The organism is Streptomyces sp. NPDC059743 (assembly GCF_042732975.1).
Taxonomy (GTDB): Bacteria; Actinomycetota; Actinomycetes; order Streptomycetales; family Streptomycetaceae; genus Streptomyces.
In genome coordinates this window covers 84,354-99,084 of sequence record NZ_JBHWGS010000017.1, presented here as the reverse complement: position 1 = coordinate 99,084, position 14,731 = coordinate 84,354, and the positions used below count along the sequence as shown (strand labels likewise).

The window sequence follows — 14,731 nt, the reverse complement described above, 5'->3', positions numbered from 1 at the left end:
CGGGGAACGGACCGGCCACGGCTTCGACGGAGCGCCGGCTCACTTCGTACCGGCCCCTGCCTTCTCTTTCCCGTACAGCGCCTCGCGGAGCGTCTTGGCGGTCTCCGCGACGGCCGCCTTGTCGGCGTCGGTGCCCGCCAGGGCGTTGAGCATCATGAAGTCGTGGGTGATGGCCGCGAAGTGACGGTTGGTCACCGGGACTCCCGCGCTGCGCAGCTTGTCCGCGTAGGCGTTGGCACCGTCCAGCAGGACGTCGGAGTCGGTGATCACCAACGCCTTGGGCAGACCGCGGAGTTGCTCGACGGTGGCGAGCAGCGGCGAGGCGAGCGGCTGGTTGCGGACCGCGTGGTCCGGGGCGTACGCGTCCCAGAACCACTCCATCGCCCGGCGGGTGAGCCAGCAGCCGTCCGCGAACCGGTTGTACGACGGCGTGTCGAAGCGGGCGTCGGTGACCGGGTACAGCAGGACCTGCTGACGGAAGCTCGGCCCGCCGCGCTGCTTGGCCATCAGGGTGACGGCGGCGGTCATGTTGCCGCCCACCGAGTCACCGGCGATGGCGAGCCGGGAGGAGTCGACGCCGATCTCGCCGCCGTGTTCGGCGACCCACTTGGCCACGGTGTACGCCTGCTCGATCGGCACGGGGAACTGTGCCTCCGGGGACGGCGTGTAGTTGACGAAGATCACCGAGGCGCGGGCGCCGTTGGCGATCTGGCGTACGAGCCGGTCATGGGTCTGCGCGTCGCCCAGGATCCAGCCACCGCCGTGGAGAAAGACGACGCCGGGCAGCGGGCCCGTGATTCCGGGCGGCCGGACGACGCGGATGGAGACGGGCCCGGTCGGACCACCGGGTACGGTCCGCTCACTGATCTCCGCGGGCAGTTTGTCGACGGGGCCCGACTGGAGTTTGTCGAGCACCTCGCGCGCCGCCGCGTACGACAGGTCGTACAGAGGCGTCCCGTCCTCGGCGGCGAGCTGGTTCAGGAACTCCTGGGTCTGCTTCTCCAGCTTCACCGGCGGATTGCCGCAGGGCGCGTACGGATACTCGGGCGTGGCCTGGGCCACGGCGGGGCCGGGCTGACCGGCGTGGGGAGCCGACGGGAGAGCCGACGGAGCGGCACAGCCGCTGAGAGCGGCTGCCGCCGCGGTGCATGTGGCTACCAGGCCGTACCGGCCCCGGCGCCGCGAACCCTCGGGTATGGATGAAGCCATGGCACTTCCCTTCACGAAGGAGTGGGGCCTCGTCCATCAGCATGCGGTCGGGGAAGTTCGCCGGGCCTGCCGGACTAGCCCGGAAGTGTCAGCCGCCTGAGCCTGCCGCCGCTTTCTAGGAGTAGAGGCCTCCGCCCGCCTCGTCCTGGAAGGCCTCCGGCCAGTAGCGCCAGATGTCGTCCGCACCATCTTCGGCGTTCTCGGTGTTCTCGCCGTCGGGGCGGGCGGTGCGTTCGACGTCGGCGAGTACGGCGGTGGCCGTGGCGGCCAGATTGACGTAGTCGTCGGTGATCCGGTGCTCGCGGTCGAAGGCGATCACGCGGGCGATCAGCCACTGGGTGAACGCGAAGGTGGAGATATCGGAGTTGACGGGAAGGAGTTGGGCCTCCGGAAGGGACCAGCCCCGTACCCGGCCGGTCGCGCCCTCGATGACGAGGTCGATGTCCTCCACGAGACAGCCGATACGGATCAGGCCCCCAGCGCCGGGCGCCGGGTCGCCGTACGTCTCGTCGTCCCGCTTGGCCGCATGGTGCTCGGCCAGTGTCCGCAGCGGGCCGTCGTCCAGGGAGACCCAGACGCACTCGCGGACCAGGCCCGTGTCGCGGAGGAAGGCCCGGGTGGGCTCATGGGTGAGTGCCGAAGGGAGGTCCTCGTCGGCGAAGCGCACCACCGCGTCCGCGCCGTACTCCTTCTCCAGCAGGCCTTCGGGCAGTGCGAGCGTGAGCCCGTCCCGCTCGCCCGGCGGGGCGATCCGGGCCAGTGGGCGCAGCAGAAGGGACAGCCGCCAGAAGGCGGACACCTCGGTGTCCTCGTCCTCCGAGCCGAGCAGCACCGGGTCATGGTCACGCAGCAGGCCGAGCAGTATTTCCGTCGCCTCCGCCACGACCTCCGGACCGTACCGCCCGGCAAGGCTCTCGAAGATCTCGCGGTCGGTGCGCAGCCATTCGAGGGCGAGCGCGAAGAGCGTGAAGGAGTAAAGCCCGGAGGCGAGCAGCCGGCTCTCGTCCGGATCGTGGAGGGCATGGACCCGGCCTGTACGGCCGTCCAGCACGACGTACTCGTCGGGATCGTCCTCGTCCGGAGCGAAGCTGCCGAGGATCACGAACTCGCCTGTGCCGTCGAGGTCTTCGGCTTCGTCGGGGAACAGATCGGACACCTGCCGGGCACCGTCCCCAGGACCCGAGGCGAGGTCCGGGGCGAGGTCCGAGGTCAGCGCGAGGAACCCTGTCCGGCGTATCAGACCGGTGCCGCTCAGAAACTCACGTGTGGGCTCGTGCGTGATCGCCGGATGCAGCCGCTCCGGCGCCACCCGCACCACCTGGTCCGCTCCGAACGCCTCGTCCAGCCGACGCGCCAGCCACCCCGAGTCCGCGTCCGCGCCCGTACCCATGCCGTCTGTCAGATCCATGATCCGCCGCCCCTCCGTCACGTCGGTGATCGTATGACGACGGATTTCCCGGCGTGTCGGCGGATCCTCCCCCCATATGTGGTCTTCACCGGCTACAGTGATCTCAGATCGCGGGTACGAATCCCGCCGTCAGCACCGTCTGACGTTGTTGAGCTGACGCAGTTGAGCTGATGTGGTCGAGCAGTGATACGCCCCCTCCGCGCGAGGGGGCGTTCTTGTTGTGCGCGGCAGATGCGCGTGGCCCTGGTATGCGTGGCGGCCCTGGTACGCGTGGCTCAGCGCGCGCCCGAGTCCGTCTGGGATTCCAGGGCGGGAAACGCCTCCAGCAGACGTGCCGGTGCGGCCTGCTTCCAGGAGTCCACAAGAATGTCGCGCAGCTCGTCCAGATCCTCCAGGGCGCGGAGCCTTACCCGTACCCATGCGGAACTCGCCTCGTGCGCCGGCACCCAGAACTTCTCCGGCTCCGCCGCGATCAGCTCCGTCCGCTCATGCCTGGGGCACCGTACGGCGAAGGACGTCTCGTCGTCGGGGACCGTGATGAACATCTTCCCGGCAACACGGAACGTGGGCATGCTCCACGCTTCCTTCTCCACCGTCTCCGGGAGTGCCAGTGCGATACGGCGGACGTCTTCGGCATCAATCGTGGTCACAGGCACCATGGTAGGACGACGGACTCCCGACGGTGACGCGGACCGGCCCGGTCCGAAGGGCTGGGAAGAAGTGGCCGCCTTCCGACGGACGGCGGCCACCGTTGTCCTCCGGTCAGGGCCGGTCTGCCCGGCCGGAACATCTCGGAAGACGGGAGAGTCAGGAGTTCCGAGAGCCGGCGGTCTGGAGGTCCGGCGAGCCGGAGGAGGAGTCAGACCCTGGCCTTGAAGTAGGTGACGTCCCAGTGGCTGTGCTCGTTCGCATAGACGTTCCCGGCCGGGGACTTGTACATCCTGGCGCCGTCACCGCGCTTCCCGGCATAGGTGAAGGTGCGGGTGATGTAGGAGTCGAGACACCTGGCCACGGCCTTGCCCCGGGACATGTCGACCTTGTAGCCGTTCCGGTGGCTGTAGGTCCCTGGCGCGTGTCCCTTCTCCGTGCCGCCGGTGATGATCACCTTGCAGCGGCTCGCCTGCTTGAAGGCGATCGCACCGGAGACCGTCGCCTTGTTGATGTTCGTGAACGAAGTGCATTTGCGCTGCTCCCAGTTGGTGCATCCCCCGCTGGAGACCGAGGTGATACCCGCCTTTCTGAACTGGGCCGCCGCGTCACTGTGTCTGACCCACTTCGCCGGCGCCGCGTCGGACACCCCCGTCGTGAGCAGCACCGAACCGATCAGCGCGATCGCACCGAGGGCGGACAGAGATCCCGTCTTCTTCAACGCGCACTCTCCTTCTCGTACGGCCGCCGTGCACGGCCCCATATGACCTCGTATGGCCTCGTACAACAAGAACCGCAACGATTGTGACAATGGCTGACGCCTCAGGCATATCCCTCGAAAGAGGGATGAGCGCCCGCCTCTCCGGCACACGCGCCGGACGCGGCCCGGTGCCAACGGCCATACAGGCGGCTTAGCCTGGCCGTATGCCGATGCAGCCCTGGTTCCCCGACGCCAAGTTGGGCATCTTCGTCCACTACGGGATCTACGCCGTCGACGGTGTGCCCGAGTCCTGGTCCTTCTATCTCGGGCAGATACCGCACGAGCGGTACATGAAGCAGTTGGACGGCTTCACGGCCTCGCGCTACGACCCCGGCGCCTGGGCCGATCTCTTCGTCCGCGCGGGCGCCGGATACGCGGTGCTGACCGCCCGGCACCACGACGGTGTGGCCCTCTGGGACACCGCACAGGGCGAGTTGAACGTCGTACGGCACACACCGGCCGGCCGCGATCTCATCGCTCCGTACGCCGACGCGCTGCGCGAACGGGGTCTCAAGGTCGGTCTCTACTATTCGCACTCCGACTGGAACCATCCCGACTACGCGTCCGTCCTGCACCCCGATCCGCGCGAGGAGCAGGTCCGTACGAACCGGTTCAGCGCTCCTCCGGACGGTGTCGAAGACCCGGAGGCCTGGGCGCGGTTCCTCGCCTACCGCGATGCCCAGGTCGGCGAACTCGTCGCGCGCTTCCGTCCGGATCTGCTGTGGTTCGACGGCGAGTGGGAGCGCACCGAGGAGCAGTGGCGGATGCGTGAACTCGCCGAGCGGATCCTCGCGGGCAATCCGGAGACCGTGCTCAACGCCCGGATGCTCAGCCATGGCGACTACGCGACACCCGAGCAGGGCGTACCGCTGGTGGCGCCGGACGGGCCGTGGGAACTGTGTCTGACCGTCAATGACTCCTGGGGCCACCAGCCCCAGGACACCAATCACAAGTCGGTTCGGCAGCTGGTGCGTTACTTCACCGAGACGATCGCCATGGGCGGCAATCTGCTGCTGGACATCGGCCCTCGGGAGGACGGCACGATCCCCGCCGAGCAGGTGGCGCGTCTCGAAGGGCTCGGTGCCTGGATCGGCCGCCATAGCGACGCCGTGCGCGGGACGGTGGCGGGGCTTCCGGCGGGCCACCACTACGGTCCCAGCACGGTGTCGGCCGACCGCCGCACGCTCTATCTCGTCTGCTTCGACGTCCCGCGCGAGAGCGTGGCGGTGCGTGGACTGCGCACTCCGGTGCGCCGGGTGAGCGTGCTCGGTACGGGCGCCGCGCTGCGGCACCGGGTGATCGGCGGTCTGCACGAGGTGCCGGGCGTGCTGTGGATCGACGCGCCGGAGGCCGGAGATGTGGACGAGGAGGCCACCGTGCTCGCCGTCGAGCTGGACGGTGAACTGGAGTTGTACCGGGGCACCGGCCGCGACTGACGAACGATCCGGCGAACGACCGGGGAATCACGGCGGAGGAACTGCCCTGCCCGGCCGACGAGTCGGCTCCCGTGCCGGCTTTCAGACACGGCCGTAGCGGATGGTGTGGTCGGCGAACTCCATGGCCATCTCGTTGGTGACGGTGGGCCGGGTGCGGCGGATGGTGCGGAGATAGTCCTCGGTGGTGGGACAGGCGCGTTCCCCGCTGTCGCTGTCGAGGGTGCGCTCGAAGACGGTCTGGGCGACGGTACGGGCGGCCTGCTTGATGTCGGCGGGAGTGAATCCTTCACTGGCGTCGGCGAGGACCTCGGTGTCGGCGTGGGCTCCCGCCTTGGCGATATAGCTGCTCCAGAGGGCGTTACGGGCCTCGTCATCGGGCGGGCCGACCGGCAGGACGTAGTCGAAGCGGCCGTGCCGCAGAAAGGCGGGATCGAGGGCGGCGACGGTGTTGGTGGCGCAGATCAGCAGCCTGCCGTCGTGATCACGGAACCGGACGATCGACTTGAGGAGTTCGTTGACGACTCCGACGGAGACCGGATCGGCGAGATTGCGGGCGCCCGCGACCTCCTCCACCTCATCGATGAAGACCAGCGCGTGGTCGAGCTGCGCGATCTCGTCGAAGCGGCGGCCGAGTCCGTTCGCCAGCCCGTCCTCCAGCGCGATCCGGGACGGGAAGAGCTCCACGAAAGGCCAGCCGAGCCGGCTGGCCACCGCCATCGCGAAGGTGCTCTTGCCGGTGCCCGGCGGACCGAACAGCACCACGCACCTGGGCGGTTCGACCCCGTGCTGGTCGGCGAGTTCCGGATTGGCCAGCGGCAGCACCAGCCGCCGTTCGATGAGCTGCTTCTCGTCGGCCATTCCGCTGAGCTTCTCCCAGAGCCCGGACGGCGGCACCACCGCGCCGAGCGAGGACAGGACGGCGGAGTCCTGGGCGGTCACGGGCTGCGCCTTCTCGAAGTACGTCAGGCCCTGGCGGGAGCGGAATCCCGCGTTGGAGAGCGCGGTGGCGCCGGTCTCGTCCTCGGGCAGCAGCGCGGCGACGGTCTTGGCGCCCGCGCCCTGGAGACGGTGCTCCAGGGCGTCGAGCAGCGCGGTGCCCAGACCCAGATTCCGCCAGGCCGGATGCAGCCCGATCCGCAGCACCCAGGCCCGGTCGCCGTCGACCCGGCCCACCGCCGCGCCCACGAGATGATCGTCGGCCAGCGCGACCACGCTGGGATGCTGTGCCTGGAGCGCGGCGACGACCTCGGAGAGACGGAAGACGGCGGGCCGGTCGGTGCCGGCACTCTCGCTGTCGAGGCGCACCACTGCCTCCAGATCGTCCGGGGCGAAGTCCCGTACGTGCCACACGGCCATGGTTCAGCCTCTACCCGTCGCCTTCCCGCGCTTCTGGCCTTCCATCATCGGGCCTGCCTCGCCGGACCGCCTGTTCGGACGGGTCGGCGGACTGTGTGCGAGCGCCCGGATCCGCTGTGTCACAACTACTCGAGCGCCACGAGCGCCACGAAGCTGCCGTACGGCCGAGCCACTGGGCCACGGAAACACTCACACCGTGGCGGTGCCACCACGGCTATCGTGGGCGGGTGACCGAGACCTGGAATCCCATCGGCGCCGGTGTGCTGCGGCTTCCCTCGGGACGCCTGGTCAGAGGGCGTGCGCTGCGCCGGCCGCTACCGGCCGGTCCGGTGCCCCACTACGCGGTCCATCTCCTCGGCAAGGAGCCCGCCGAGGTCCCGTGGGAGGCCCGCTGGCTGCGCTGGCCGGACTTCCGGCTGCCGAGCGACGGCCCAGGCCCTGTCCGGTCGGTCTTCGTGGGCCCGGAACGCCCGGCACGGCACCTCGCCGCGTTGTCGGAGTCGCCCGAGTACATCCAGTACACGGGCAATCCTCCGCCTTGCGATGCACCGCACCGGACGCCCCGGGCTGATCCACGAAGATCGACCGGACAGGACCTGGCCACGCGGGACATTCTCCGTGAGGCGCTGGCGCGTGCCGCCGACGAGCGCGTCGAGATCGCCTGCGGTGGCGGCCGTGGACGGACCGGAACGGCACTGGCCTGTCTCGCCGTTCTCGACGGAGTGCCCGCCGACCGGTCGGTGGAGTATGTACGCAGCCACTACCACCGCCGTGCCGTGGAGACTCCGTGGCAGCGGCGGTATGTGCTCCGGTTCGCCGACTGACCGGCGTTCACCAACTGATCGGCAACTGACCTGCGGCAGTGGGCCGGAGCGATATTCTCTGGCCGTCGGTCCAGTGGGCTGACAGTGTGGGTGAGATCCACACACTGCCGCCATGGACCATCCCGGGAGCCCTTACGATGACGTCCTCTCCCGATGAGTCCGCCGCGTCCACCGAATCCGCCGCGTCCGCTCGCTGGGAGCAGCTGTGGCACGGCGCCAAGAGCGTCCCGCACGTCCCGCTCGACGAGACGACACGGCAACGGTCGGACCTGCCACGCACTCTGCTGCCGACACCGGCCGGGATGGACCGGCCCGCCGTGTTCGATCCGGCGCTGAAGCAGTTCGGCAGGGCCTACCAGGCGGGCGAGCCGCGCTTCGAGGACGAGGCGGCAGGCCCGGCCTGGCACCGGACGCGCCGTACCGTGCTGGACATCGTGCTCGCGGCGATCGCCGACGGGCCCTGGGCGGACCATCTCGTACTGCGCGGCAGCGTGTTGATGGCCACCTGGTTCGGCGAGCGGGCGCGTGACCCGGGCGATCTGGACTTTGTGGTCGTGCCGCAGGACTGGGCGATGGACGAGCCACGTACCGCCGGAGTGTTCGACGCCATCGCCCGTGACGCGGCGGCTCTCGCCCGCACGCGCGGCGATACGGTCCTGATCGACGCCGCCGGCATGGTGACGGAGGACATCTGGACCTACGACCGTGTTCCGGGCCGCCGCATGCTGCTGCCCTGGACGGCGCCCGGGATACCGGGAGGCACCGTCCAGCTCGATCTGGTCTTCAACGAGACCCTGCCCGCGCCCGCCGAACCCACCGAGCTGCGCCCGCTCGGCGACGGCCCCGGCTGCCTCCTCCTCGCGGCCTCTCCCGGCCTCTCGCTCGCCTGGAAGCTCCTGTGGCTGGTCAGTGACGCCCATCCGCAGGGCAAGGATCTGTACGACGCGGTCCTGCTGGCCGAACACACCGCGCCGGAGTATGCGTCGGTGCGGGACGCCTTTGTGCTCGGCGGCTACGAAGGGCTGCGGCCTGCGGGCCGCTGGTGGCTCGAACCGCCGCATCTGGACGTCGGCTGGGAGCACTTCGTCGCGGACCATCCATGGGCCGAGCGGACACCTCGCTCCTACACGGAGCGGCTCGGCCGCGCGCTGGAACCGCTCCTCGCGGAGGCCGAACCACCGGGCGAGGACACGTACGCCCGGTGGGCCCGCTGGCTGCGACCGCTGGTGGAGTCCATCCGTACCGCGTCCCCGGACAACCCGGCCGCCGCGCTCACGCGCTTCTCGGCGGGCGGCCTGGACGGTCTGGCCGCGGCCGTCGTCATCATGCGGGAGGTCGCGGGCCCGACGGTCCTCGGGCTGGAGGACGCGCTGGCGGCCGTCCTGGCACACCCGGACGGCTGGGACAACTTCCGGAACGACCCGAATTGGTCGCACTGGGCCCTCGACCGGCTTCGCTGACGGCCGTCGCCGTACCGGCGCCCGGGCCGAGGCGCTCTGCCCCGGCCCGCGCCACCGGCCCGCGCCTACCGGACGGCGAAGTGGTGGGTGCCCGAGCCGGTGGTGAAGACGGCGCAGCCGTCGGCCATCCGCAGGAACCGGGCCTGGCCATGCCGGACTTGTCCGGCCGCAGACGCCGGGATCCACACTTCCGCGGTGGTGTTGGCGGGCAGCGAGACGGTGAGCCGGAAGCCGTCGTCGCCCGCCGTCCACGCCGTGGTGACCGGTCCGTACACCGAGTCGAAGCGGGCCTGACACTCCGTCAGCTCGGCTGTCGGGCGCGGCCGGACGACGATCCCGCGGAAGCCGGGAGCGCCCGGCGCTATGCCCGCGACATTGGCGTACATCCACTCGCCCACCGAGCCGTAGGCGTAGTGGTTGAAGGAGTTCATACCGGCGTCCTGGAAGCCGCCGTCCGGTGTGATGGAGTCCCAGCGCTCCCACATCGTGGTGGCGCCCCGGTCGATCTGGTAGCCCCAGCTCGGGAAGGTCCTCCGGAGCAGCAGCCGGTAGGCGATGTCGGTGTGGCCGGTGGCGGTGAGTACGGGCAGCAGCCGAGGAGTACCGAGGAAGCCTGTCGACAGGTGCCAGTCCTTGGCCCTGATCAGCTCGACCAGACGGTCCGCGGCGGGCCCGCGGTCGCCCTCGGCCAGCAGATCCATCGAGAGGGCCAGGACATACGCGGTCTGGGTGTCGCCCTTCACCCGGCCGCCCGTGGAGACATACGCCGTACGGAAGGCGTCGCGGACCGCGCGGAACAGGGCCCGGTACGGCGCCGGATCCTTGCCGAGTGCTTCGGCGGACCGCGCGACCAGATCGGCGCTGTGCGCGAAGTAGGCGGTGCCGATGACGTCCTTGGGCGTCTCGTCCTGGACGTTGAGCCAGTCGCCGTATCCCTCGGCGGGCCGCAGATGTCCGTTGCTGTGCGCCTGAAGGTAGTCGAGCCACTTCAGCATCGAGGCCCAGGACTGCTCCAGTACGCGCGTGTCGCCGTATGCCTGGTACAGCGCCCAGGGCACGGTGACTCCGGCATCGCCCCATCCGGCCACGCCTTTGCCGAGCGAGCCCAGGAGCGGCGCGACATCGGTGAAGGCACCGTCGGACGCCTGGTCGTCGCGCAGATCCCGGAGCCACTTGGTGAGAAAGCGCGCGGACTCCATGGTGTAGGCGGCGGTGGGCGCGAAGACATTGATGTCGCCGGTCCAGCCGAGGCGCTCGTCGCGCGCGGGCGTGTCGGTGGGTATGGAGACGAAGTTGCCGCGCTGGCCCCAGGTGATATTGCTGTGCAGCTGGTTGAGCATCGGGACATCGGTGGTGAAGTCCATGGTGAACGGCGCCGAGGTGTGGATGACCCGCCCTACCACCGCGTCGAGCGGCGGCCGGCCCGGATAGCCCGTCACCTCGACATAACGGAAGCCGTGGAAGGTGAAGCGCGGTTCGTAGGTCTCCCTGCCACCGCCCTTGAGCGTGTAGGTGTCGGTGGCGCGGGCGGTGCGCAGATTGGCGGTGTAGAGCGTGCCGTCCGGGTTGAGGACCTCGGCGTGGCGCAGCCGTACGGTCGTCCCGGCGGCGCCGGACACGGTCAGGCGGACCGCGCCGACCATGTTCTGGCCGAGGTCGAAGACAAAGACCCCGGGCTTGGGCTCGGTCACCGTACGGGCGGGCAGCTCCCGCTCCACGCGCGAGGGACCGTCGACCTCGGCCACCAGCGCCGCGGTGACACCGTCGACGGTCTCGGCCGGTGCCCACCGCGTGTCGTCGAAGCCCGCGCGGGTCCAGCCGTCGGTCTCCAGCCGGGCGTCGTACTCCTCGCCCGCCATCAGATCGGCCTGGGTGACCGGGCCGGTCGCGGCGCGCCAGTCGGTGCCGGAGAGCACCCGCTCGGTGGAGCCGTCGGCGTAGGTGACCTCCAACTGGGCGAGCAGGGCGGGCCGTTCGCCGTACTGATGCGGCCCGAACCAGGCGATGTTCCCGGCGTACCAGCCGGCCGCGACCGTGGCCCCGAGCGCGTTGGCACCGGGCTTGAGCAGCGCGGTCACGTCGTACGTCTGGTACTGGACCCGCTTGTGGTAGTCGGTCCAGCCGGGCGCGAGCCGGTCCTCGCCGACACGCTCGCCGTTGAGGTGCGCCTCGTAGAGTCCGAGTGCGGTCGAGTACAGCCGCGCCCGTGCGACGGACTTGTTCCTGAGCCGGAACTCGTGGCGCAGTTGGGCGGCCGGGAAGTACGAGGCCTGGACCCGGCCCCAGGGTCCGGAGCCCCAGGCGGCGAGGGCCTGTGCGGCGGACCAGGAGGCGTCGTCGTAACCGGCGGACAGCCAGTCCCCGGAGGGCTCCTGGTCCGTGGTCCGCCAGGCCGTGCCGGTGACGACCGTACGGACACCGTCGGCGGTCGTCAGTTCCAGCGCTCCGAGCAGACCGGCGGGCCCGGCCGAGGCGTTGGTGGCGGAGACGGCTATCACCTGGGCGCCCGGGCGCAGTTGACCGGTCAGATCGGCGACGGCGGGCCGGCGCCAGTTCTCGGCGGGACCGTCCGCGTCGGCGTGTGCGACCCGGGCGCCGTTCACATACGCGGTGTAGCCGTCGTCCGCCGTCATCACGAGGCGCGCCCGGACGAGGCCGGCCGGGACCTCGAAGCGGGCGCGGAACCAGCGGGTGGCGGCCGGAGCGCTGCTCGCCGGATCGCCTTCGGGGAACCAGATCCAGGAGGCGCCGTCCAGCGCGGGCGCGCCGACGAGTGCGGCGGGGCCACTGATCCACTCTGCGGACCAGTCCGAGGCGTCGGTGAGTCCGGTCTCCCACCAGGAGGGCTCGCTCCACCCGGAGGCGCGGCCGTCACCGTCCCAGACGCGTACCGACCAGTGGTAGCGCGTACGGGACTTCAGCGGCGGGCCCGCGTACGGGACGAGGACCGAGTCCCCGGACTCGGTCCTGCCGCTGTCCCAGACATCGGGCCGGGAGAGCCGGCGCGGATCGGTCGCGACCCGGACCTGGTAGGCGCTCTGCGTCTGGCCCGGGCGGTCCGCTACGAGTGGCCAGCTCAGCCTGGGCCGTGAGGTGTCGAGGCCGAGCGGGTTTCTGACGTACTCGACGGTGGGCAGGCCGGGCGCCGGCCTCAGGGCGCGCGGTGCGGCAGGGCTCCCGTCCGCGGCCCTCGCCGCCGTGGCGGTTCCGGTGGCGAGGGCTGTCCCGAGGGCGGTGGCGGTGGTGCTGAGCAGGCGTCTTCTGCTGATCACACTCGGCTCCGATACGACTCGACGTTGAATCGTTTCACTCCTGCGAAACTAGGCCGGAAACTAGAGACCCGAACCCGTCCCGTCAAGAGCTCCGCATCGCATCGGATTGAAACCTTTCACATCAAGTCGCGGTCGGCGCCCGGTTTCAGGTCACGGTCAGCGTCCGCTTCCGGTCGGCACGTGCGCTGTTGCCCGTGTAGATGTCGAAGTCGCCCGGTTCGACCGTGAAATGGGGCTCGCTCGTGGCCGACCAGAATCCGAGGTCCTCGGCGCCGAGCGGGAACCGTACGGTGGTGGACTCGCCCGGAGCGAGAGTGACGCGCCGGAAGCCGCGCAGCCGGCGGACCGGCTGGACCTGAGTGGCCACCAGGTCGTGGACATAGAGCTGGACGACCTCGTCACCGGTGCGGTCACCGGTGTTCCGTACGCTCACCGCCACCTCGACGGTGACGCCCTCGCGCAGCTCCGCGGCCGTGACGCTGTCGGCGCTCAGGCTCGGCTCGCCGACTGTGAAGGTGGTGTAGCTCAGGCCGTGGCCGAAGACGAACTGCGGCCCGTCGTCCAGGTCGAGATACCGGGACACATACTTCTCGTCGGAGTGTGCCGGACGGTAAGGGCGGCCCGTGTTCTCGTGGTTGTAGTAGACCGGGACCTGTCCGACCGTACGCGGGAACGTGACCGGCAGCTTGCCGCCCGGGTTGACCGCGCCGAAGAGCACATCGGCGATGGCGTGGCCGGCCTCGGTGCCCGGGTGCCAAGCCTCCAGGACGGCGGGCGCCGAGTCGAGCCAGTCCGACACCGTCAGCGGACGGCCGTTGACGAGGACGACCACGAAGGGCCGCCCGGCGGCGGCGATCGCGGCGATGAGCTCCCGCTGTGCGCCCGGCAGCGCGAGATCGGCGCGGGTGGCGGCCTCACCGGTGATCTCGGCGGGCTCGCCCACCACCACGATCGTCATATCGGCGGCGCGGGCGAGGGTGACCGCCTCCGGGATTCCGCCGGTGTCCTGGCCCTGGGCCTCGACGCCCGGCGCGTGGCCGACCTCGGCGGCGGGCGCCGCCGCCCTGACGGCGTCGAGAACCGTGACCGCGGGAAAGCCGTCGGCTCCCGGTGCGATCCAGGTGCCCAGCAGATCGGTGGAGGCGGCGAACGGGCCGACGACCGCGAGCGATCCGGTCTCCGCGCTCAGCGGCAGCACATCGCCGTCGTTCTTCAGCAGCACCATGCAACGCGCCGCCGCTTCCCGCGCCGCCGCACGTGCCGGACCGGTCGGCGCGGTGATCACGGCGCTCTCGTCGGTGTACGGCCGGTCGAAGAGCCCGAGACGGAACTTCAGCCGCAGAATCCGGGCCACGGCGTCGTCGAGCCGCTCAAGGCTGATCCGGCCCTCGGCGAGCAACCGCGTTCCATGCTCGGCGAGATGGGTGGAGACCATCTCCATGTCCACACCGGCGTTGAGGGAGAGCCGGCCCGCGTCCGCGCCGTCGGCCGCGAAACCGTGTGCGATCAGCTCATGGACACCGGTCCAGTCGCTGACGACAAATCCGTCGAAGCCCCACTCCTCCTTGAGGATGCCGGTCAGTGTGCGGGGATCGGCGTGCGCCGGGACACCGCTGATGGTGTTGAACGCCGCCATGACGGTGGCCACGCCCGCATCGACGGCGGCCTTGAACGGCGGCAGATAGAGATTGCGCAGCCGTGCCTCGGAGACATCGACCGTGTTGTAGTCACGGCCGCCCTCCGCTCCTCCGTAGGCGACGAAGTGCTTGGCGCAGGCGGCGATCCGGTCCGGCGCGGCGAGATCGTCGCCCTGGTAGGCGCGTACCTTGGCCGCCGCGAGGCGCGCGTTGAGATACGGGTCCTCGCCGCCGCTCTCCGCGATCCGTCCCCAGCGCGGCTCGTGGGTGACATCCATCATCGGCGAGAACGTCCAGTGCAGTCCGTTGGAGCGTGCCTCCGCTGCCGAGACCTCGGCGTCCCGCGCCGGCACCTCGGGATCGAAGCCTGCCGCCTGGGCGAGCGGGATCGGGAAGGTCGTCCAGTAGCCGTGGATGATGTCGAGGCCGAAGAGCAGCGGAATCCCGAGCCGGGACTCCTCGACGGCGATGCGCTGGAGATAGTTGGTGTGCCTGGGGCCCGTGACATTCAGTACGGAACCGAGCAGCCCGGCGCGCGCCGTGGTCTCCACCTCGTGGGTCTGTCCCTCGCCGGGCCCGGTGTCACCGGTCCAGGAGAGCTGCTGGAGCTGGCCGAGCTTCTCCTCGACCGTCATACGGCCGATCAGGTCCGTGATCTCGGATACGTACGGTGCCGTGCCGCTGGCGCCGGTCATGGGAGCGCTCCCTCATGGTGATGTGT

10 protein-coding genes are annotated in these 14,731 nt (G+C 70.2%); 3 read left to right on the top strand and 7 right to left on the bottom strand.

Annotation, left to right across the window (positions count from 1 at the left end; translation table 11 throughout):
* Nucleotides 1-39: 39 nt before the first annotated feature.
* The 4 genes from ACFV6H_RS28230 to ACFV6H_RS28215 all read right to left on the bottom strand — a co-directional run bounded on the left by ACFV6H_RS28230 (nucleotide 40) and on the right by ACFV6H_RS28215 (nucleotide 3,986).
* Nucleotides 40-1,209 (bottom strand): alpha/beta hydrolase, encoded by a 1,170-nt coding sequence (locus tag ACFV6H_RS28230; protein ID WP_385547462.1) that lies wholly within the window; start codon nucleotides 1,207-1,209, stop codon nucleotides 40-42.
* 115 nt (nucleotides 1,210-1,324) lie between these two features.
* Nucleotides 1,325-2,617, bottom strand: coding sequence for an SUKH-4 family immunity protein (locus ACFV6H_RS28225; RefSeq protein ID WP_384780949.1), 1,293 nt, complete (start codon nucleotides 2,615-2,617; stop codon nucleotides 1,325-1,327).
* A 275-nt stretch (nucleotides 2,618-2,892) separates the two neighbouring features.
* Nucleotides 2,893-3,267 carry an MmcQ/YjbR family DNA-binding protein gene (locus tag ACFV6H_RS28220; protein ID WP_256097890.1) on the bottom strand — a complete coding sequence of 125 codons (375 nt, stop codon included), beginning with the start codon at nucleotides 3,265-3,267 and terminating at the stop codon, nucleotides 2,893-2,895.
* A gap of 209 nt (nucleotides 3,268-3,476) precedes the next feature.
* The gene (locus ACFV6H_RS28215; protein WP_384780954.1) at nucleotides 3,477-3,986 is read right to left on the bottom strand and encodes a hypothetical protein; all 510 of its coding nucleotides are present in this window, start codon (nucleotides 3,984-3,986) and stop codon (nucleotides 3,477-3,479) included.
* A gap of 203 nt (nucleotides 3,987-4,189) precedes the next feature.
* Between ACFV6H_RS28215 and ACFV6H_RS28210 the strand changes: the two genes are divergently transcribed.
* A complete protein-coding gene (locus ACFV6H_RS28210; protein ID WP_385547457.1) occupies nucleotides 4,190-5,461 on the top strand; it encodes an alpha-L-fucosidase in 1,272 nt (423 codons plus the stop codon).
* An 81-nt stretch (nucleotides 5,462-5,542) separates the two neighbouring features.
* Here ACFV6H_RS28210 and ACFV6H_RS28205 read toward each other — a convergent pair whose 3' ends face one another.
* On the bottom strand, nucleotides 5,543-6,817 hold the full coding sequence (locus tag ACFV6H_RS28205) for an ATP-binding protein (protein ID WP_093590439.1): 1,275 nt from the start codon (nucleotides 6,815-6,817) through the stop codon (nucleotides 5,543-5,545).
* A gap of 227 nt (nucleotides 6,818-7,044) precedes the next feature.
* On the opposite strand from ACFV6H_RS28205, the gene ACFV6H_RS28200 reads away from it, so the two are divergent.
* Both ACFV6H_RS28200 and ACFV6H_RS28195 read left to right on the top strand, forming a co-directional pair.
* Nucleotides 7,045-7,641: a protein phosphatase gene (locus tag ACFV6H_RS28200; protein WP_385547453.1), complete on the top strand. Its 597-nt coding sequence runs from the start codon at nucleotides 7,045-7,047 to the stop codon at nucleotides 7,639-7,641.
* Between the two features lie 137 nt (nucleotides 7,642-7,778).
* Entirely contained in the window at nucleotides 7,779-9,101 is a 1,323-nt protein-coding gene (locus ACFV6H_RS28195; protein ID WP_385547450.1) for a nucleotidyl transferase AbiEii/AbiGii toxin family protein, read from the top strand.
* Nucleotides 9,102-9,166: 65 nt separating this feature from the next.
* Here the strand turns inward: ACFV6H_RS28195 and ACFV6H_RS28190 are convergent, their stop codons facing one another.
* Both ACFV6H_RS28190 and ACFV6H_RS28185 read right to left on the bottom strand, forming a co-directional pair.
* The gene (locus tag ACFV6H_RS28190; RefSeq protein WP_385547447.1) at nucleotides 9,167-12,373 is read right to left on the bottom strand and encodes an alpha-L-rhamnosidase; all 3,207 of its coding nucleotides are present in this window, start codon (nucleotides 12,371-12,373) and stop codon (nucleotides 9,167-9,169) included.
* A gap of 145 nt (nucleotides 12,374-12,518) precedes the next feature.
* A complete protein-coding gene (locus ACFV6H_RS28185; RefSeq protein ID WP_385547444.1) occupies nucleotides 12,519-14,705 on the bottom strand; it encodes a glycoside hydrolase family 3 N-terminal domain-containing protein in 2,187 nt (728 codons plus the stop codon).
* Between the last annotated feature and the right edge of the window lie 26 nt (nucleotides 14,706-14,731).

Bases quoted from the DNA above. Each gene is read 5' to 3' on its own strand.
- ACFV6H_RS28230 (WP_385547462.1), bottom strand. From the start codon at position 1,209: ATGGCTTCATCCATACCCGAGGGTTCGCGGCGCCGGGGCCGGTACGGC.
- ACFV6H_RS28225 (WP_384780949.1), bottom strand. From the start codon at position 2,617: ATGGATCTGACAGACGGCATGGGTACGGGCGCGGACGCGGACTCGGGG.
- ACFV6H_RS28210 (WP_385547457.1), top strand. From the start codon at position 4,190: ATGCCGATGCAGCCCTGGTTCCCCGACGCCAAGTTGGGCATCTTCGTC.
- ACFV6H_RS28205 (WP_093590439.1), bottom strand. From the start codon at position 6,817: ATGGCCGTGTGGCACGTACGGGACTTCGCCCCGGACGATCTGGAGGCA.
- ACFV6H_RS28195 (WP_385547450.1), top strand. From the start codon at position 7,779: ATGACGTCCTCTCCCGATGAGTCCGCCGCGTCCACCGAATCCGCCGCG.
- ACFV6H_RS28185 (WP_385547444.1), bottom strand. From the start codon at position 14,705: ATGACCGGCGCCAGCGGCACGGCACCGTACGTATCCGAGATCACGGAC.